Annotated in this window: 19 protein-coding genes and 1 other RNA gene; 12 read left to right on the top strand and 8 right to left on the bottom strand. The window is 39.6% G+C overall.

Translation table 11 applies throughout. The features are described 5' to 3' along the window. The first annotated feature begins 340 nt into the window (after positions 1 to 340). The 6 genes from EQG49_RS02520 to EQG49_RS02545 all read left to right on the top strand — a co-directional run bounded on the left by EQG49_RS02520 (position 341) and on the right by EQG49_RS02545 (position 4,068). The gene (locus EQG49_RS02520; RefSeq protein ID WP_133362497.1) at positions 341 to 721 is read left to right on the top strand and encodes a helix-turn-helix domain-containing protein; all 381 of its coding nucleotides are present in this window, start codon (positions 341 to 343) and stop codon (positions 719 to 721) included. A gap of 37 nt (positions 722 to 758) precedes the next feature. After that, the gene (locus EQG49_RS02525) at positions 759 to 938 is read left to right on the top strand and encodes a hypothetical protein (protein WP_133362498.1); all 180 of its coding nucleotides are present in this window, start codon (positions 759 to 761) and stop codon (positions 936 to 938) included. A gap of 49 nt (positions 939 to 987) precedes the next feature. Continuing rightward, positions 988 to 1,380 carry a helix-turn-helix domain-containing protein gene (locus EQG49_RS02530; RefSeq protein WP_133362499.1) on the top strand — a complete coding sequence of 131 codons (393 nt, stop codon included), beginning with the start codon at positions 988 to 990 and terminating at the stop codon, positions 1,378 to 1,380. A gap of 130 nt (positions 1,381 to 1,510) precedes the next feature. Further along, entirely contained in the window at positions 1,511 to 2,134 is a 624-nt protein-coding gene (locus EQG49_RS02535; RefSeq protein WP_133362500.1) for a DUF4352 domain-containing protein, read from the top strand. A 94-nt stretch (positions 2,135 to 2,228) separates the two neighbouring features. Then, positions 2,229 to 2,624: a hypothetical protein gene (locus tag EQG49_RS02540; RefSeq protein WP_133362501.1), complete on the top strand. Its 396-nt coding sequence runs from the start codon at positions 2,229 to 2,231 to the stop codon at positions 2,622 to 2,624. Between the two features lies 1 nt (position 2,625). Further along, positions 2,626 to 4,068, top strand: coding sequence for a recombinase family protein (locus EQG49_RS02545; RefSeq protein WP_165964734.1), 1,443 nt, complete (start codon positions 2,626 to 2,628; stop codon positions 4,066 to 4,068). 92 nt (positions 4,069 to 4,160) lie between these two features. Here EQG49_RS02545 and comGB read toward each other — a convergent pair whose 3' ends face one another. The 3 genes from comGB to EQG49_RS02560 form a co-directional block, all read right to left on the bottom strand. Next, positions 4,161 to 5,210: a competence type IV pilus assembly protein ComGB gene (comGB, locus tag EQG49_RS02550; protein ID WP_165964735.1), complete on the bottom strand. Its 1,050-nt coding sequence runs from the start codon at positions 5,208 to 5,210 to the stop codon at positions 4,161 to 4,163. Continuing rightward, positions 5,140 to 6,120, bottom strand: a complete 981-nt coding sequence (comGA, locus tag EQG49_RS02555; protein WP_133362504.1) for a competence type IV pilus ATPase ComGA — start codon at positions 6,118 to 6,120, stop codon at positions 5,140 to 5,142. Before comGA ends, comGB begins: the two co-directional genes overlap by 71 nt. A gap of 210 nt (positions 6,121 to 6,330) precedes the next feature. Beyond that, entirely contained in the window at positions 6,331 to 7,377 is a 1,047-nt protein-coding gene (locus EQG49_RS02560; RefSeq protein ID WP_133362505.1) for a type I restriction endonuclease, read from the bottom strand. 370 nt (positions 7,378 to 7,747) lie between these two features. Here EQG49_RS02560 and EQG49_RS02565 point away from each other — a divergent pair, with 370 nt between their 5' ends. From EQG49_RS02565 to EQG49_RS02575, 3 genes are all read left to right on the top strand, one after another. Then, positions 7,748 to 8,431 (top strand): hypothetical protein, encoded by a 684-nt coding sequence (locus tag EQG49_RS02565; protein WP_133362506.1) that lies wholly within the window; start codon positions 7,748 to 7,750, stop codon positions 8,429 to 8,431. Between the two features lie 185 nt (positions 8,432 to 8,616). Then, a complete protein-coding gene (locus EQG49_RS02570; RefSeq protein ID WP_133362507.1) occupies positions 8,617 to 9,399 on the top strand; it encodes an LptM family lipoprotein in 783 nt (260 codons plus the stop codon). 130 nt (positions 9,400 to 9,529) lie between these two features. Further along, positions 9,530 to 10,645, top strand: a complete 1,116-nt coding sequence (locus EQG49_RS02575; protein WP_133362508.1) for a site-specific integrase — start codon at positions 9,530 to 9,532, stop codon at positions 10,643 to 10,645. A 13-nt stretch (positions 10,646 to 10,658) separates the two neighbouring features. On the opposite strand, the gene EQG49_RS02580 is transcribed toward EQG49_RS02575, so the two are convergent. The 4 genes from EQG49_RS02580 to EQG49_RS02595 form a co-directional block, all read right to left on the bottom strand. Further along, a complete protein-coding gene (locus EQG49_RS02580) occupies positions 10,659 to 11,807 on the bottom strand; it encodes a THUMP domain-containing class I SAM-dependent RNA methyltransferase (RefSeq protein ID WP_133362509.1) in 1,149 nt (382 codons plus the stop codon). Between the two features lie 227 nt (positions 11,808 to 12,034). Next, positions 12,035 to 12,418, bottom strand: an RNA gene (rnpB, locus tag EQG49_RS02585) — RNase P RNA component class B. Between the two features lie 27 nt (positions 12,419 to 12,445). Next, a complete protein-coding gene (gene gpsB, locus EQG49_RS02590) occupies positions 12,446 to 12,796 on the bottom strand; it encodes a cell division regulator GpsB (RefSeq protein WP_133362510.1) in 351 nt (116 codons plus the stop codon). Positions 12,797 to 12,868: 72 nt separating this feature from the next. Further along, positions 12,869 to 13,435, bottom strand: a complete 567-nt coding sequence (locus EQG49_RS02595; RefSeq protein ID WP_133362511.1) for an SLOG family protein — start codon at positions 13,433 to 13,435, stop codon at positions 12,869 to 12,871. A 156-nt stretch (positions 13,436 to 13,591) separates the two neighbouring features. On the opposite strand from EQG49_RS02595, the gene recU reads away from it, so the two are divergent. From recU to EQG49_RS02610, 3 genes are all read left to right on the top strand, one after another. Continuing rightward, positions 13,592 to 14,203 (top strand): Holliday junction resolvase RecU, encoded by a 612-nt coding sequence (gene recU / locus EQG49_RS02600; RefSeq protein WP_133362512.1) that lies wholly within the window; start codon positions 13,592 to 13,594, stop codon positions 14,201 to 14,203. A gap of 91 nt (positions 14,204 to 14,294) precedes the next feature. After that, positions 14,295 to 16,622, top strand: a complete 2,328-nt coding sequence (locus EQG49_RS02605; protein WP_133362513.1) for a PBP1A family penicillin-binding protein — start codon at positions 14,295 to 14,297, stop codon at positions 16,620 to 16,622. Positions 16,623 to 16,774: 152 nt separating this feature from the next. Continuing rightward, positions 16,775 to 18,580: a glycoside hydrolase family 13 protein gene (locus EQG49_RS02610; protein WP_133362514.1), complete on the top strand. Its 1,806-nt coding sequence runs from the start codon at positions 16,775 to 16,777 to the stop codon at positions 18,578 to 18,580. 74 nt (positions 18,581 to 18,654) lie between these two features. On the opposite strand, the gene EQG49_RS02615 is transcribed toward EQG49_RS02610, so the two are convergent. Further along, positions 18,655 to 19,179 (bottom strand): adenine phosphoribosyltransferase, encoded by a 525-nt coding sequence (locus tag EQG49_RS02615; protein WP_133362515.1) that lies wholly within the window; start codon positions 19,177 to 19,179, stop codon positions 18,655 to 18,657. Between the last annotated feature and the right edge of the window lie 31 nt (positions 19,180 to 19,210).

A 19,210-nucleotide genomic window follows, 5' to 3' on the forward strand; every position in this document is an offset into this window, starting at 1 on the left:
TTGTTGCTGAAAGTTTAGCGCCATTTCGCAAGGCTAATTTATGTATGCCCCGAAGGGCGTTAGAGCTATGTGTTCGGTCGCCTCCTTGCGATGCCTCCCTTTGCTACGATAATTGTATGAAGTCTTTGCTGTTTAGTCATTAGGTTCACCTCCTTAGAATATTGCTGCCGTGATATTAACCGGCCTTTTTGGTATTTCTTACTCCTTCTCTACACTTATATAATACAACAAAGTGCTAATTATTACAACGAAAATATACTATTTTTTACAACTTTATTGTACAAATACCACCAATTACATATATACTAATATTATCAATTAATCGAAAGGAGGATTCGGCATGGCAGATAACGATCAAGCTAAAAAATTTGGTGTTTGGATAAAAAGCGCGCGTAGTTCGCAGGGCATGACATTAGGTCAGCTTGAATTGCAGACTGGCTACTCTAAAGGTAACATTTCACGCTTAGAGAAAGGATTGGCCAGTTCTGTGCCCAAAAAAGATACAATTATCAAGCTTGCGGAAGCTTTAAAACAAAACGTTGATGAAGCGTTAGCAATCGCAGGTCGATTAGGTTCAGATGAAATAAAAGATTTGAACGATACGGCAAAAACGTTATCACCTGCGCAACTTCGTGTTGCAGCACACATCAACGATGACGTGACACCTGCTCAACTCGAGGACATCACACGCTATATTGAATTTCGCAAATCGCAAGGGTGATAACGAACCCACAACTTACTTAGAAGGAGAATTTAAAATGACAGATAACAATCAAGCTAAAAAAATTGGAGGCGCAGATGAAATGAAAGATTTAAACGATGTAGCCAAAAACCTATCCCCTGCGCAACTTCGTATTGCAGCACACATCGATGCTAATTTGACGCCTGAAAAACTTGAAGAAATCGAACGTTATATCGAATCGCGCAAACAAGATTAAATTCGTCGTCATTCAGAAAAAAATATGTACAAATAGAAAGGAAATTGAAATGGTTGGTTACTTTTACTCTGCCGAATTCGGATATTGGTTAAAAAATGCACGTACGTATAAAAAAATGACAATGGCTCAACTTTCCGCACAGATTGGATATTCTGCAAGCGGTATTTCAAAACTAGAACGAGGCGCTTCTGACTATGCGCCTCGAAAAGAAATGGTTATAAAATTTGCAGAAGCTTTAAATCTGGATGTTGATAGAGCATTAATGCTTTCAGGCCATATTCCTAGAGTTGCCGACCCAAAAATAACTGGCGCGCTATCTAGAACGCAACTTCGTATTGCTGCGCTCATCACCGATGATATGGACTTTAACCAAATCGAAGATGTTGCACATTATATCGAGTTTCGTAAGCGAGACAAAAATGGTCGTTTTATGCCTAAATAAAAAATCCGTCGCAAAATCATGAATGTTTTATGTCAAAACATTGAAACTTTTAGAAACCAACACTTATGATTATTTCTTTTTAAAACTATTAGATACAATTAATGTATATTAATAGAAAGAGGACAGAAATATGAGTGTTTCAAAGAAAAAAGTTATAGGTTACGGCATTGCTGGAATTGTCGGTCTTGGTTTAATCGGCAATTTTGCTAATGGCAGCTCTGATACTTCTTCAAATAAAGAAGCGTCCCCAAAATCAGAACAAACAACAAAATCTGCGAAAGCAGAAGATTTAGATCAACCGGAAAAAAAGAAGGTAGCGCCAAAGAAGAAAACTACCGCAACAAAAGACGGTGGTATTAAATTTGGTAAAACTGCGAAACTTGGTGATATGAAATTGAAAATCACTAGTTCATCACTTGAAGATTCCGTTAAAGTGGGCGAATCAGGAACATTAGATTTACATCCTAAAACAGGCGTTAAATATCTTGTATTAAAATTCAATTTATTTAATGCCGGCGATACCACGCAAACTATCCCTAACAGCGATTTTGTAGCAAAAATTGGCAATAAAGAATATGCTCCCGAAACAATTTTAAGCGACGATTTCTTTATTCTTTACGGCATAAATCCAAACCTGTCTTTAGATGGCACGGTTGTTTACGAAGTTCCAGCAAGCACCAACCGTTCGCAAGTTACCATCGAATATAAAGGCACCGGCTGGCTCACGAAGCCTAAGCAATTTAATATCGTTTAATTTCAAGGGGTCATTTCCGACCCCTTTTATAAAAAACGTAAAAGAACAAAGTTTCGTACATAAAGAACACAATTCGAAAAGGATGTGAAGAAATGTGAATAAAATTGAACAGTTAGAATCTAATTGGCCTGATTACAAATTCATAGCAGATTCAAGCATGCCAATCGGTTTACCCGCATTAAACGTTAACGATAAAGTATACTGGAATCCGAACGTGCCGTTTAATACTATTTGGACAATTATCGCCGAAGAAATCGGACACGGCGAAACAACTTCTTGCCATGACATCACGAGGCAACTTACCCCGCAAGAATGGAAGGAGGAACGTACTGCGCGTGATTTCGGATTAGAGATAGCAATACCGTTCAACACGTTCAGACGCACTTTAACGAGCTATTATGACAATGATTGGGAGGCAGCCAATGATTTAGAAATTGATTTGAATACATTGCACGCAAGAAAAGAACTTTATGATAAAAGAGGAATCTGAAATGAAAACCGCTATATATGTACGCGTTTCAACCGAAAGCCAAGCGGAAGATGGGACTTCGATTGATACCCAAATCGAGAAATTAACGATGTACGCGGAAATGAATGACTGGAAAAATATCGAAATTTACAACGATGCTGCGCACTCTGGTTCATCGTTCAATCGCCCTGCAATTCAGCGCTTAATCGCCGATATGGAGCACGGAGAAATCGCTCGGGTACTAATTTACAAGTTAGACCGTTTGAGCCGTTCACAGCTCGATACGCTGTCATTCATTGACAAGTATATTTCACGCTTAAACATTCCATTGATTTCATTCACGGAAAAACTTGATACTGAATCTGCAGCCGGCCAAATGATGATCGGGATCATGGCTTCATTTGCTCAATATGAACTTTCAAATATCACTTTGCGAATGCAAACAGGACGCGCAGCACGCGCTCAAGCCGGCTACTGGGGTGGTGGTAGTCGCACGCCTTTCGGCTACGATTACATTGATGGTGAACTAATCGTTAATGAATTAGAAGCTACCGTTGTACGTGACATCTTCAATCGTTACGAAGCCGGTATTTCACTCACCAAGTTGCGCGATGAATTAAACGAAGCTGGCCACATTGGCAAATCGCGCGATTGGTCATTCACCACGCTACGGCAAGTTATCATACGCCCCATTTACGCCGGTTTAATAAAATGGAAAGGTGTAATATACGAAGGTCGCCATGAAGCATTAATTTCAAAAGAGCAATATGATAATGTTCAAAAAAGCATTTTAGTTCGGCAAAAAAGAGCATATGAAGCGTCTGGGAACTCGCGCCCTTTTCAAGCAAAATATATGCTTAGTGGGTTGCTAATTTCCGCATACTCCAAAGCACCATTAACGTTAGACCAACGAGCATTACGTAAAAACGCGACTGAACGCGACAAATACTATGTACGTCCACGTCCACAAGGTGCATCTTCATATACGAGAAATTACACATCTGAACTTCGTGAATTGGATAAGCAAATCCGCCCGCATAAAATCGAGGAATATGAGGCTCTTGTACTATTTGAAATCGCTGGCTTAATTGGTACGGTTCCAAGTGCGGTAAAAAAAATAGATCGTCGTGTTGAAACGTACAAGCTAGAATTAACTAACTTGGATGCGCAACGTTCACGCCTGCTCGACATGTATCAATTAGATGCAATTACCGCCAGTGAATTTTCAGAACGAATTGAGGTTGTTGACCGTCAACATAATTCACTTCTCAAAAAAATTGCAAAAGAGGAAGAAAAGGGTGATGAGCAAGGCACCGAAAACTTCAAAAACGTTTTCTCATCAATCCCCGAAATTTTAGAGAACGGGACTTATGACCAAAAAAAAGCGTTAGTGCGTGCTCTCATCGAAAAGGTAGAAGTCAGTGCGACTGAGCTAATTATTCGGTGGCGTTTCACAGAACAATAAGTAGCACTATAATAAACCGACATTCTAGGAAATCGCCATTTCTAATAAAGTAAACCCCGCCTTTTTCTTTTTCAGCATCTGTTTTAATTTTTTCATGATATATTCCCCATTAATTTGTACATTGGCAGTAACATCGACGCATAAATTGCGACAATGGCTACTGCAATCAGTGTGAACAGTAGTGGTTGCACAATACTTAACAACCGATTATATGACGTAGTGAGACGTTGAAAAGCAATTTGACTATATGCTCGTAAGTCTTCAGCAATCTGTAAATTCGTTTTGCCACGCACAAAGAATAACGCCAATTCCGCTGGTAAAAATGGTACCTTTTGAATAAAACTCGGTACATCGTAACCTTGAGCTAAATGATTTTGCATTAATTGGCCAAACTCCGCTAAGAATGATTTGCTTGGTAGATTAGCGTATAGTTGACTTACTTGTTGAATTGAATGACCGCTTCGCATTAGTAAGCTTAAATTTTGACTGAATCGATACCCTTGATGTTGCCGAATTAAGTCACGGATAATCGGAATCTTCATTGACCACTCTAATCGTTGTACGGGCGAGCGCTTGCGATACCACTTCATACTTCCCCAAAACATCGTCGCCAACGTAACTGCCCCTACACCACACGCACAATAAAAGCTCCATGGGTGTCCGTTAGTCGCTTGTAAATTGTTTTGCCACGACGCTAATTCGGGGAGTAAATAAACCCGAATCGCAATCGTCATGCCACCAAGCATGACCAATAAGCATAGTGGGTATTGTAATAATCGTTTTAATTGCCCAACTTGTTGTACGTGTAATCGCAAAGTATTTGCAACTGCGATGATTGCGTCACTCAGCGACCCGTGTGCTTCCGCTAGTTGTAACTGCAAGCTAATATCATCATCAACATAGTGCATAATCGCCTCACCAAATGCTTGGCCGCTTTCAATACAACCTATCATCTCTTGGATTTTTTCTTGCTGCCCTGACAAGATTTGTTGCATAAAATTTAAAGCTGCCTGCAATTGAAAACCCGCCACTAACAAGTCTGCAAGTAATTCAAAAAACGTGACTTGTTGCTTAGCTGATAATTTTTTCGTATTGTGCTTGTGTCGCAGTTGAAATTTGTCCGGTTTCCAAAGCTTTTTCAACCAATTCACCCCACTTTCGATTAACATCAACATCAGTTTCCCAGATCTGCTGACCGCTTACTTGATGTTGGAGGGCACCTTGTTCCCCATCTTTCAGCGATAATAATCTTTGATACACAATCGTATTTAATGTCGCACGCAAAAAGTGTTCTTCAATGCCTAAATCTAGCAGGCGTGCCAAGACGCCATAAGCCGACCGCGCATGAATCGTCGTTAACACCAAATGACCACTTAGCGCTGCATTAATTGCCGCCTTGGCAGTTACTTGATCGCGAATTTCACCAATGATAAAAACATCTGGCCGATGCCGTAAGCCAACTTTAATCAGGTCCGCATATGGCATTTCTGCTTGACCATTGACCTGTAACTGCAAAAAATTAGGTTCGTGAATTTCAATAGGATCTTCAATTGCTAGCACTAATTTTTGCTGATCTGCCAACTGGCGCGCTAACGCGTAAATCGTTGAAGTTTTACCTGACCCCATCGGACCAGCAAAAACAATTAGCCCAGACAACTTGGTTTCTTGCAGTAATTGATCGAACTGTTCTGGCAAAACAAAACGTGGCCGGGCATGCCGATTGTCATAAATCAAACGGCAAACTAATGATTCACGTTGCTGATAATCACCAACTGTTGATAATCGCAAGTAAACCGATTGTTTTGTATCAAATTTAATTTGTCCAACTTGCGGGCGCCGTGTTTCCGCAATATCCATATCGCCTTTGAATTTAGCGTAAAGAATCAGTTGTTTTGCCAAGCTATTTACGATTGGGGCGCGTTTGATTAACCCACCTGCCGTCTTGAAATCAGCAGCATAGTGTGTTTCATCCGTAGGTAAGACATAAATATCACTAGCTTGTACAGCAATTGCCTCTTCAATGAGCCTTTCAAAATATTGTTGAATTTCCATCTGTTTGTTTCCTCGTCACTCGTCAGCGACATTTATTTAGGCCTATGTAAGTAATATACGTAATCCAACCGCATTTCTCTTTTTTTAAACAAAAATATTTAATTTTATGGTGTGCTACAAAGTAATTTTCAAATTTTTCTAATTTGGCTCCACCGTGAAAAGGTTCTAGTTGGAGAATCAAAAAAAGCCACCCATTAAGGTAGCTTAGCATTAAACATATTTTTGAGCTGCTGCTACAACATCATCTGTATACATGTGCAAATCGAACGGGCGTTTAAATGGCAACTTAGCACCACCTTCTGGAGCTGATCCATCATTGATTCTAATAAAGTTTCCATTTTTACGGAAGTAAACTCTTAAAAGCCAGTTGCGGTTACTATCGTCAATCAACACATTAAAGTAAGAATTGTTATCTCGATAAAAAACTCGACTTGCTTCTAGCACGTCATTTAACATCAATTTAACAATTGCATATGCCTCCAGTTCATCAACAGTCGTTTCAATAGTTGGTTTTTCATGCTCTGTAGCTTCATCTTTTGTACTTTGCAATGCCGATTCCAATTTTTGGCTGACCGAACCTGTAATTAGTTGTTTGAACGCTCTTTGAACAATTGGCTTAAATTGTTCAATCACGCCCTGAGTCTTGACACCATGATAGTAATCATTGATGATAAATTTGATAAACTCGTCTGAAGGACTATCAAACTGTTTTTCAAGATAGCGTTTCGTTAAATCTAAATACTTTAAATCTGAAGCAGTACTGACAATCTGGTCAACATCAAATGCCATCTTAGAAAATTTAATTAATTCAGTTAATTGAATATCCGAAATATTAGTAACGTCAATTGTTAGAAATGGCGTTTCGTCCATTTTATTCGTTTCATCTAAGTCAGTATAGAATTTGTAAAATCGGCCATTCGTTAAGATACCAAACTTCGCTTCAGTCGATGTGTAATACCTAAATAGTTGTGAATCATGTTTTTCAAGATCTTCGGATAATCCTTTGGCTTCGACCAGCATTTTCACCTGACCATCAATGTAAATTGCGTAATCAACACGCTCACTTCTTTTAATTCCTCGTCCCGCTTTGATTTCGGGGGCAAATTCATCTGGATCGAAAACATCGTAACCCAACATTGAGAAGAAAGGCATAATTAAAGAAGTTTTAGTTGTTTCTTCTGCAATCTTTTTTTCTTGCTGATCACGAACTTTTACAGCTAACTGACCAAGTTTTGTTTTTAATTCTTGAATTTCCATTCTGTTACACCGTCCTTATAAGATATTTATCCCCAATATCTTATTCCTATACTTTAGTATAGCTATATAACATAGTTCTACGCAAATTATAACCCTGAACTTCACAGAAAAATCAAATCGACTAATTTGGCAAGCCTTATCGTTTCAATAATTATATTGACTTAGATAAACTGGAATTAGGGAATCCTATCTTTTAGGGATAATAAATTTAAGGATTGGTGTTACCATGAAAAAATTATGTCTCACTTTTATTTTTGTCATACTCTTTTCAATAGCTACGCCCATTAACTATTCTAGTGCTACAACTAGAAGTGATTACTACGGTTGGATAGCAGATGGATTTTACACAAACTCGAAGTCAATCTGGTTAATGGCTAACCCTGTTGGCAGTTCATATGTATTAACTGCCAACAACAACAAAATTGCTTCAGGCACTTTTGTTAATGATGAGGTAAGAATTAAAGTAAAACCATTCAAAGTTGGTACAGTGCTTAAGCTGTCTGTCTATTCAGATGGTGAACTAGTCGACTCGGATACCGTAAAAGTTCGTAATGTGCCTAAGCCCAAAATAAAATTGAATAAGATAACTTACGGAGATCAAAAAATTAGTGGCATTGGCGGAACTTTTGACCCATCGTTTGATACCAGCACGAAAATTACTGTTAAACATGGTTCAACAGTTCTTGGGTCGACTACCGTAAAAAACGTGTGCAAGTTCTCGATTAAGTTAAAAAAAACACTCGGATCAAAATGGAAGTTGCAAATAATTGCGAAAGATACCGTTATTGGCGGTCAAATGACGAAAAACATCAGAACACCTAAGCAGCCCTCAGCAAAATACAAATACATTGTCACTTCGGATTTCTACATTTACAAGGTTCGAAATGACCATGAACCTAAACCATTCTATATCAGACGTGGCACATACTTAACTAAAGCGCAAATGTCTGCGAGTTATGGCTATGTCATTGAGTGGAAAGGTCATAAAGGCACAAATAATTATTTCTATGCCACATATTACGATGCGGATAAGCACTGGAAATGTATCAACTAAAACAAGCGCATCCCTGATAACAGAGAATGCGCGTACATATGACCGTGACGTCGTTAAACTAATATTCAAATGTCAATTTATTAATATTTGTCAAGATGGTCATTCCGCTAAAAGTTAGCAGTAATATACACAGAAAAATAATTCTTAATTATTAGGGATAATATTTAAAGGAATGGTATAAGACCATGAAAAAAATTATTATCGCAATTGCAACGCTGTCAACTGCTCTAGTATTAGCTGGCTGTGGCACTACTAAATCTGATTCAAAATCATCAAGTTCTGACAAAGTATCTTCATCTAAAACTACCAGTGAACCTAAAGTTGATAAAACTGCAATGGCAAGTTATGTTATGAAATTAAATAGCGCCGACTCTAATTACTCATACACGTACGATGGAAATACTCATTCAATTATCATGCTTGCGGTTAGTGACAATACGTCGTCAGCTATGAAGCGTCTTAAAGCTGGTGACATGGATGAATCTGAGTGGACAGACCTTAAGAAAAGCGTAGATGATGACTCAAAGACAATTGCCAGTGGCTTCCCTGGTGTTTCATTAAGCCTGATGGGACCAGATAACGACGGTACTGTTTACTACGAAGCCAAAGACGGTGTTACAGTTCAAGACATCACCGCTGACGATACATCTAGTTCTTCTAGTGATTCAACAAGTGAGCAGTCAAACGAAGAAATTTACAACGATTATGTTGCAAAATTTGATGATGCAACTAAAACAATCATCGGCAATATCAAATCTAAAGTGAAGTCTGGATCATATTCAGGTGATGAGTTAACTCAGTTAGCAACAACGGAATCCATTCCGCTGACAACTTTAGTTACTGACGGCATGAGTAAAATGGCCGAAAACGGTACTGGTTCAGATTACGACAAGTGGACTGATAAACTGACGAGTGCTTCAATGACAAATCTGAAACAAATTAAGGCTGTTGTTGACTCTTACAAATAAAATAACTGCTGCTTAATCGCACGAAAAAAAGCCACCCCGTAAGGTGGCGTACATAATATGGGGACCTAGACATGTCCCCTAAATAAACTGCCCTTCCTAATCTGTCCTGCCTGGTAGAAGGAAGGTAACAATGGCTTCAATTAAAAAACGTGGTAAAACCTGGTACGCCAAAGTATCAGTTACCAAAGCAGGTAAGCGCACTCAACTTACCAAAGGTGGTTTCATCAAGAAATCAGATGCTCAATTGTGGGCTGACCAACTCGAAGTTAAGAAAGGTATCGGTGTGAACGTTATTGGTTCAACGATGCTTTATTCAGACTATTTCGATAAATGGTGGAAGAATTATCGCAAAGATAATATTCGTAAGTCCACTCAACAATCGTATGTAATTGCAACTAAGCATGTTCAACGTTTGTTCCCAGACGTGATGTTGAAAGATGTTACGAAAACAATGCTCCAAAATGGGCTTGATTCGTTCGCTGAAAGCCATACTAAGGCTTACGTGAGCCAGTTTAAGTCTTACCTTATTTCGAGTCTCAAAGACGCTCTCGTTGACGAATTGATTACCAAAGATGTTACCCAACGTTTAGTTGCTCACGGTAAAGCATCTAAGTCGGCCGAGTTAAAATATCTTGAAGCTGATGAATTCGAAAGGCTCCAAGACTATCTCTATGACCATACTCCAGACATGTTCCATGCATTTTTGTTAGTTGGCTTGGAAACTGGAATGCGTAAAGGTGAAATGGCAGCGTTGACGTGGAATGATTTGAACTTAATGTTTAAGTCAATTTCAATCACGAAGTCATACTCACAAATTTCCGATGAAATCACTGAACCAAAAACTAAGGCATCAATCCGGCATATCGGCATTAGTCAAAGTCTTTCTGATTATCTCCGAGAATACAAAAAAACCGCCCCATCTAGTGAATATCTTTTCACTAAACCGGACGGTCATCAAATGATTAATCAGCAAAACGTTAACTCTCGACTAAAAACGTTAACTCGCCAATTGGGTATTAAACGGATTTCAATTCATGGTCTCCGTCACTCCCATGTCTCATATCTATTATACAAAGGTTTGAGCATGGAGTATGTGTCAAAGCGTTTAGGACATGCTGACAGCACGGTTACTCGTGAAGTATACGCTCATTTCTTGAAAGCTCAAGAAACCAGTGAACAAACAATTGCTCTCGAAGTGCTCGAACATCGTGAACAAAAGGGACCAAAAGGGACCAAGACAGGCTAGAAAGCCTGTTAAATCAAGCTTTAGGAGTTCTCTCTTTTTTACCCCAGAATTGGAACAAGTCCGTCCGCAATGCACCATTGTACAGTTTACGTTTTTTAGTAGCCCGTTCACCATAAAATTGTTCAAATTCTAAATCGCTCGTCAAAATATATTTACTCCAAGTTTTCATTGGCCGATATACTTGACCCATTTCTTTATACAATTGGTGGACCGTTTCTTCGTCACCTAAACGTTCACCATATGGTGGGTTAGCGACGATAACACCGTTTTTCTTTGTTGGTTCCCAATCTTTAGCAGCTAATTGTTTAAATGTAATGTCATCGCCTAAGCCCGCTTCCAGTGCATTGGCCTTAGCAATTTCAATCATGTCGCCATCAATATCATAACCAGTAATATCTAATTCGATATCGTAATCAGCCATAGCATCGGCTTCTGCACGTAAATCTTCGCTAATTTTTGGATCAATCCAATCCCATTTTTCAATAACGAAATCACGATTAAACCCTGGTGCGATATTACGCGCAATTAATGCCGCTTCAATTGGAATGGTACCAGAACCAGTCACGGGGTCAACAAACGGCATATCTGGATACCAGTGTGATAACATTACCAATGCTGCTGCCATGTTTTCTTTTAGCGGTGCACCACCCTTTTCAACCCGGTAACCACGCTTAAATAGTGAAGAACCCGTGGTATCCAACGTTAAAATGACGTGATCTTTGTTAATCATCACTTCAAGTGGGAATAAGTTACCAGTTTCAGGTAAGTTCGCCCGTGTGTGGTAAGTTTCTGACAATGAATTAACAATTGCCTTTTTCACAATTGCTTGTGCTGATGGTACTGAGTGAATTTTAGAATTACGTGAACGACCTTGTACCGGAAATTCTGCATCATAAGGTAAAAGTTCGTCCCATTTAATTGCTTTGGTGTTTTCAAATAATTGGTCGAAAGTGAAAGCATCAAATTCAGCCACGACAATCTTAATTCGGTCAGCTGTTCGGAGCCAAAGGTTGGTTTTGATAATATCGCGAACAGTCCCTTCAAAGCGAACACGCCCATTTTCAACTTCAACACTGTAACCGAGGTCCTTTAATTCTTGACCAACAAGCGCTTCAATTCCAGCCGCCGCCGTTGCCATTAACTTAAATGTTTTTTCTGCCATTTATCTTATCTCTTCATTTCTTTAATTTACTGTTGTTATCGTATCATACCAAGCACCTTGTATGCACAAAGTAGACCAAATTCTAATAAAATTATTGCGCATTGTTCACTAACCCAAACATATTAGCTGCTGAACGTCACCGTCACGTAAGCCACGCTATGTGTTATTTTAGATTACCAAGGGCAAAATAAAAAGCCCGCCGAAGCGAGCTTTGCATGTGTGTGAATCCCTATAAGCCTCGTTATGTTCTCTGGTAACGTCATGCAAGTTATCAGAGCAGTAATCATCTATCTTCACACGATACATCCTGTGCATCGTGACCACGACCATCGTTTCAATTCACTAGGCCGAGCTCCCCTACCATAAGTTTGGGTTTCCCGCTTGAGGGGTTTACCGCGTTCCATCTGACCCGTTTCCGAGTCAGCTCGTCACTGTGGCACTTTCAGAAATACTAGAGCATAGCCGAAACCTTAGCCGGTTCTTCCGCCGTCACCGATAAATCGATGCCCCGGTTTATTTTTTCGCCGAGCACAAACACTACAGGCATCGCAGCCTGTGCGAGCAAGGACTTTCCTCACGTAACTCAAGGTTACGCGCGATTACCAGTAATTCACACAAGTACATATTATAGCACAATCTTAGAGCAAGTGTGACCCATTATCTTGATTTCCTTCAAGTTGTGAGCCAAACACCCGGCGTTCGAGATTGCTCAAACGCTTCAAAATATCCATGTTAGTAGCGCCAGTAGTTGGTGTTGCCGTTTTTTGAGTGCTTGCTGCTGCCAATTGACGGTTCAATTCTTCAACTTGTGCCTTCAAACGGCGGTTTTCTTCTTGAAGCTCAACTGTATTCTTGTTGAAAATATCATAGTCTTTCATGATATCGTCTAAAAATGCATCCACGTCAGCAGGATCAAAGCCAACGCCCATTCGTTTCTCTTTAAATTCTTTTTGCAAAATATCTTGTGGAGTAAACCGTAAGTTTTCCATGTTTTATCATTACCTCTTCGTTTAAAAGTCCTATTAAATCTTAGCAAATTTTTAGTCAAATAGCTATGCAGATTATTCGAACTTATCACTTTCTTGTAATTCTCCGTAATCAATCGCGGATTCTTGTAAATCATCCATCGTAATTAGCGTCAATGGATATGGGTGTTGCTCTTGCCAATTCATAATTAAATTGTAGTCAAACAACGACTTACCTTCATGATCAACATCATAAACTAGCAAGGCCGTATCAGTGTGCGTCAACATAAACGATTGATATGCTTGTAATTGGCGTGGACTTTCGTAGGGCTTTTCACTGACGCTATCATGAAAATCAACCTGTGCATATAATGATTGTAATTTACCACGATTTGCTTCATTCCACTGTTTACCAAAATCCATAAACGGTACCATCATAGCAACTTGGATTTCGGGATAGTCGGGTTTTAATTCCACTGCAACTTCCGCCGTCCACTGTTCAACACCCATCTGTGGTCCTGTGATAATCCAATCAACCCCATTTTCAATTGCTTGAATCAGTGCTTGCCGAATTGCATATTTTAACACCGCAAGCTTTGGATCAGAATCTCCAAACACGCCAAGTTCATAACTTCGATACCCTGTTACCCATAAACGACTCATCTTTTGTTCCTCTTAATCTTCGAAATTTTATGTACTAAATTGCTTCCATTCTTATTAACATTTTATTACGACCACATTCATTTGAACATGCTTTCAGTAAATTTGCTATAATGGCTCATGTATACTTTACGTCAAGTACGCAAAAGAGGACAAAAAATGATTCATTATCCGAATGGTAGTTCTTTCCAACAAGGTAAGCTCGCAACCAAAAAAGGCGCTGTTAAACCGGTGACTAACTATGGTAAACGTGGGATGACCTTGGAAGAAGAATTGAACCAAGCAAATCAATATTATCAGACTAAGGGACTCGCCGTCATTCATAAAAAACCCACACCGGTTAAAATCGTGAATGTAAATTACCCGGCTCGCTCAGCAGCTAAAATTACTGAGGCTTATTTTAGTCAGGCTTCAACTACCGATTATAATGGCATCTATCGCGGCCATTATGTGGACTTTGACGCCAAAGAAACAAAAAACAAAACTTCGATCCCACTGGATAATTTCCATGAACACCAAATTGCTCATTTAAAAGCAATCACGGAGCAAGGTGGGATTGGTTTTGTAGTGATTCGTTTTGTCGTTCAAGATGAAGTTTTTGTCTACCCAGCAAACCGACTCATTGCTTATTGGCAAAATAAAGCGACTGGTGGTCGTAAATCAATTCCCTATGCGGAAATTCATGACCATGGCTTTCGTGTACCAACGCAATTAAACCCAACAGTCCCATATTTGGCAGCTGTTGATCAATTAATTGCCCAACTACCCTAGAGCCCAGTAATAACTGAGTCCAATTACCACATAGCGCAATTATTCAAGATTTATCTTTTTTAAATCATTTTTATGGAACAGGAGCATACAGATGTCAAGTAATCAACCTCGTTCACGGGTCGAGCGTAATAAAGATCTTTATGAACGTAATTCTAAAAAGCCAAAACAAAAAGGCACTAAAAAGAAACTTAAACTTTGGAAAAAAATTGTTTTAGGCATTATCGGCTTATTCGTAGTAGTGATTGTTTCAGGAGTCATCGTTTTCTTCTCCTATGCAAGTTCAGCCCCCACGATTACCGAACAAAAATTAGCCTCAACGAATTCCACTGAATTATTTGATGACAAAGGTAATGTCATCTGGGAAATGGGTACACAAAAACGTGATTATGCCAGCTCCAAAGAAATTCCAGATCAACTAAAAGAATCTGTTGTTTCAATTGAAGATCGCCGTTTTTACCAACACGGTGGGGTTGACCCTCGGCGGATTATTGGTGCGGCCTTTGCAAATGTCACTGGCTCATCACTTGGACTACAAGGTGGCTCAACTTTAACGCAACAATTAGTTAAGCTATCCGTTTTCTCAACGGCCAAATCTGATCAAACAATTAAACGTAAGGCGCAAGAAGCTTGGCTAGCAATGCAAGTTTCTAAGAAATTTTCAAAAGATCAAGTATTAACTTTCTATATTAACAAGGTTTACATGGGCGAAGGTGTCTACGGAATGAAGACGGCCTCTGAATACTACTATGGCAAACCATTAACCAAGTTATCCGTTGATCAATTCGCTTTATTGGCGGGCCTTCCACAATCACCAAGTGTGTATGACCCTTACATTAACCCAGAATATGCCAAGGAACGTCGTAATACCGTGCTTGCTGCAATGGTTGCTAATAAAAAGTTGACTCAAGCTGAAGCAACGCATTACCAAGCCGTACCAATCACACACGGCCTACTTAAAACTGGTAACAAAAACGTTGCCGACGCCAAGGCTAATAAGACTCAAAAAATTGTTGATGCTTATGCGCAATCAGTCATTTCTCAATTACGTAAACTTGGTTACAAACCTGAAACTGATGGTATCAAAGTTTACACTAACTTGAATATGAAGGTTCAAAAACGCGCCTACAAGGTTGTTAACTCAAGCGAATTCGTTAACTTCCCTAGCAACAAATTCCAAGTTGGTTTAACCATGACGGATCCAAAAAACGGCCACGTCATCGCTCAAATCGGTGGTCGTAAAATTAGTACCGCCCTTGGAATCAACCGCGCAACTCAAACTAATCGTTCTGCTGGTTCAACCGTTAAACCATTAGTTGATTATGGTCCCGCCATTGAATATCTCAACTGGCCAACCTTCCGCACGATTATGGATGAAAAATACGTCTACCCTGGTACAGATACTCAAGTCTATGACTTTGAAAACGGGTATGTCGGACCAATGACTATGCGTGATGCGATTGCTACATCTCGTAATGTACCTGCCGTCGAAACGCTACAAACTGTCGGTTTGACTAAATCTGCTCAATTCCTCAAGCGCTTTGGTATTAAGTCACAGCTCTACGCAGCATCTGCAATTGGAATTGATCTTTCATCAGCACAAGAAGCCGCCGCATATGGTGCATTTAGTAATGGTGGAATTTACAATGACCCTCAACTCATCAATAAAATTGTGACCCAAGATGGTAAAACCACAACTTTTAAAGATAAGTCAAAGCGTGTCATGAAGGCCACTACCGCATATCTCTTAACCGATATGCTGAAGAGTGTCATGACTGATAGTAATGGGACAGGTAAAGATGGTCGCGTTCCAAATACCTTTGAAGCCGGTAAGACTGGTACAGTTGGTTACGATGCTAAGGTTGGTATGCCATCCGGAGCTGTTTCTGACCGTTGGTTTACAGGTTACAATCAAAACTATGTCCTCTCAGTATGGACTGGTTATGATCAACCTAACAAACCGGGTAATTATATTGCCCCTGGTTATAATTCACAAATTCCTTTATACATTTATAAAGCCATTATGGAATACGCAATGACTGGTAAGACTTCCAAAGATTGGAAGATGCCTGCAGGTGTTACTGCTGTCCAACGTGGTGGAGTACGTGAATTAGAATTAACTGGTAAAACATGGAGTAATGGTAACTTGCCAAACGCCAACTCAAACGGTGGTACTAAGCAATCTACTTATGTTGCACCCAAAAAATGGTCAAGCAAAAAATATTACACCAGTTACAAATCTTCATATAGTTCTAGTGCTAAAGCTGATTCTAAAGATTCGTCTTCTACTGCTAAGGAAAGCAGTGAGCATAGCGATAAACCAGCCGCATCTTCATCTAAACCGGCTGCTAGTTCAAGTAAAGCACCTGCACAAACAGATACCGATAGTAGCAAGTCTAAAGATACTACTTCAAAAAAATAATTTTAAAAAAACGTGTCGAACTTTCCGGCACGTTTTTTTGACGCTAATGGCTAATATTTATCAACTACTCCTGACTAAAGTCAGCAGTTTGCAGAAAATTATTCACATTTTTTTGCTATGCTAAATGCAAATTACTTTGTGGAGGTTTTGCCATGGATTTACTTACAATTAAACACCGTCCTGATAGTGAAGATGCGTTTATTACTCCAGATGGGCAATTACATTTGCGTCTACGCGCTAAACATGGTGATATTAACCAGGTTACCTGCATCTACGGTGACCCATATGATTACGAAGATACCTTTGTAACGAATGCTACTGATAGTACGAACGAAGCGACATGGCTTTACCAAGCTGCTTCATTGGTACCCACACTATGTTCACAAATTTTTGATTACTGGGAATTAACAATTCAACCCGTTAATAATCGTTTACAGTATGCTTTTTTAGTAACCGATAATTTTTGTGATACGCTTCTCTGGGGGGAACGTCGTCAAGTTAGTGACACTGCCACAAATCGCAATGACCCTACCAACTACTTTAAATTTCCCTACATGCAACTCACTGACGCAGCGGTCAAACCTGCTTGGCTTGCCGAAACTGTGTGGTATCAAATTTTCCCAGAACGATTTAACAATGGGAATAAAAATAATGATCCCAGTGATGTGTTAGCATGGAATCCTCAGGCTCATCCGACGAGAACCGCTTTTTATGGTGGCGATTTACAAGGTATTTATGACCAGCTAAATTACCTAGCCAATTTAGGAATTAATGGTATTTATCTGTGCCCAATTTTTAAAGCCCCTTCCAATCACAAATACGATACCGCTGATTATTTTCAGCTTGACCCCCATTTTGGTGATGCCGCAACCTTATCCAAATTAATCAACAAAGCTCATCAGCTCGGTATGCATATCTTATTTGATGCAGTTTTTAACCATATTGGTTTTGAATCTACCCAATGGCAAGATGTATTACGAAACGGCCAGCAATCGCCGTATTATGACTGGTTCTTGATTAACAATCCAGATTTTTTAGCTTATGCCACAGGCGCAAAACAAATTAATGTCGGCGAAAAATTGCCATATGAGATGTTTAGTTACGAAAAAAATATGCCTAAACTCAATACGCAACTGCCCGCTGTCCAAAATTATCTCTACGAAATTGGGCGCTATTGGCTCGCTGAGTTCGATATCGACGGTTGGCGACTTGATGTATCTGACGAAGTTGACCATCGCTTCTGGCGTGAATTTTGCCAGCAATGCCGTGATATTAAATCTGACTGCTACATCGTGGGTGAAAGTTGGAAAAATGCGCAATCAGTGCTCGCCGGCGATCAGTTTAATGGGGTTATGAATTATCCCTTAACGGACATTATCAAAGGCCATTTCATTGAAAATAAGTATTCACAACAAGATTTGATTACATTGATTAACGAACAATATATGTTATATCGTTCGCAGGTTAATGAGTGCATGTTCAATATTTTGGACTCCCATGATACGACCCGTCTTTTGACTGCTTGTCATGAAAACGTTGCACTTGAAAAACAAATTTTAGCCTTCACTTACCTCCAACTGGGCACACCATGTCTTTACTATGGTGACGAAATTGGGATGACTGGTAAAAACGATCCAGATTGCCGTAAATGCATGGATTGGGATACCACCAATTGGGATACCGACCTACAAACGTTCATTAAACAATTAATTAGCTTGCGCAAAACATATGGTTTACTCATCCAACAAGTTAATTTACGTTGGTTAACTAGCCTCGCTTTACCTGAACCATTACTTGAATTTCAATATTCAGATGGTAATCATTCTTTAATTGGCATTTTTAATACTACTAGCACTGCGCATCTAGTACCATCGATGCCAGGTTACACCGTCCAGCTGCAGTCTGGTTACGACAACACCCTGTTAGCACCACAAGGGTTCGTGATTGCATCAAAATAAAGCTACGCACAATAAAAAGGAAGTAGAACAAATGGCCCCTGCCATCGTTCAACTTCCTTTTTGTGTATCTTATTTTAGTATTCCATTAATGAGAAAACATCATAGTCTGCGATTTTCTCACGACCTTTGAGATCTTTCAAATCAATTAAGAAGGCCGTTCCGACTACAATACCACCAAGTTGTTCAACCAACTTGATTGTTGCAGCAATCGTACCACCAGTTGCTAACAAGTCATCCGTGATTAGCACGCGATCACCAGGTTTGATAGCATCTGCATGAATTTCAAGGGTGTTAGTACCACCGTATTCTAATTCATAATCTTGCTTAACAGTCTTACGTGGCAATTTACCCGCCTTACGTGCAGGAATTAAACCCACGCCTAACTTGAATGCTACTGGACCACCAACGATGAATCCACGTGATTCAGGTCCCACGATGGCATCAACACCGCCGCGTGACTTAGCATATTCCACAATCGCATCGGTTGCGGCCGCATATGCTTCACCGTCACCAATTAATGGAGTAATATCACGGAACGTAACACCTGGTTCTGGAAAGTCAGGCATTGAAGCAACATATTTGTGAAAATCAAATGACATTTTTCTACCTCGAGTGTGTACAGCCGGGGAA

This window comes from Periweissella cryptocerci, from assembly GCF_004358325.1.
GTDB classification, from domain to species: Bacteria; Bacillota; Bacilli; order Lactobacillales; family Lactobacillaceae; genus Periweissella; species Periweissella cryptocerci.

Bases quoted from the DNA above. Each gene is read 5' to 3' on its own strand.
- EQG49_RS02520 (WP_133362497.1), top strand. From the start codon at position 341: ATGGCAGATAACGATCAAGCTAAAAAATTTGGTGTTTGGATAAAAAGC.
- EQG49_RS02525 (WP_133362498.1), top strand. From the start codon at position 759: ATGACAGATAACAATCAAGCTAAAAAAATTGGAGGCGCAGATGAAATG.
- EQG49_RS02530 (WP_133362499.1), top strand. From the start codon at position 988: ATGGTTGGTTACTTTTACTCTGCCGAATTCGGATATTGGTTAAAAAAT.
- EQG49_RS02535 (WP_133362500.1), top strand. From the start codon at position 1,511: ATGAGTGTTTCAAAGAAAAAAGTTATAGGTTACGGCATTGCTGGAATT.
- EQG49_RS02545 (WP_165964734.1), top strand. From the start codon at position 2,626: ATGAAAACCGCTATATATGTACGCGTTTCAACCGAAAGCCAAGCGGAA.
- comGA (WP_133362504.1), bottom strand. From the start codon at position 6,120: ATGGAAATTCAACAATATTTTGAAAGGCTCATTGAAGAGGCAATTGCT.
- EQG49_RS02560 (WP_133362505.1), bottom strand. From the start codon at position 7,377: ATGGAAATTCAAGAATTAAAAACAAAACTTGGTCAGTTAGCTGTAAAA.
- EQG49_RS02565 (WP_133362506.1), top strand. From the start codon at position 7,748: ATGGCTAACCCTGTTGGCAGTTCATATGTATTAACTGCCAACAACAAC.
- EQG49_RS02570 (WP_133362507.1), top strand. From the start codon at position 8,617: ATGAAAAAAATTATTATCGCAATTGCAACGCTGTCAACTGCTCTAGTA.
- EQG49_RS02575 (WP_133362508.1), top strand. From the start codon at position 9,530: ATGGCTTCAATTAAAAAACGTGGTAAAACCTGGTACGCCAAAGTATCA.
- EQG49_RS02580 (WP_133362509.1), bottom strand. From the start codon at position 11,807: ATGGCAGAAAAAACATTTAAGTTAATGGCAACGGCGGCGGCTGGAATT.
- gpsB (WP_133362510.1), bottom strand. From the start codon at position 12,796: ATGGAAAACTTACGGTTTACTCCACAAGATATTTTGCAAAAAGAATTT.
- EQG49_RS02595 (WP_133362511.1), bottom strand. From the start codon at position 13,435: ATGAGTCGTTTATGGGTAACAGGGTATCGAAGTTATGAACTTGGCGTG.
- recU (WP_133362512.1), top strand. From the start codon at position 13,592: ATGATTCATTATCCGAATGGTAGTTCTTTCCAACAAGGTAAGCTCGCA.
- EQG49_RS02605 (WP_133362513.1), top strand. From the start codon at position 14,295: ATGTCAAGTAATCAACCTCGTTCACGGGTCGAGCGTAATAAAGATCTT.
- EQG49_RS02610 (WP_133362514.1), top strand. From the start codon at position 16,775: ATGGATTTACTTACAATTAAACACCGTCCTGATAGTGAAGATGCGTTT.
- EQG49_RS02615 (WP_133362515.1), bottom strand. From the start codon at position 19,179: ATGTCATTTGATTTTCACAAATATGTTGCTTCAATGCCTGACTTTCCA.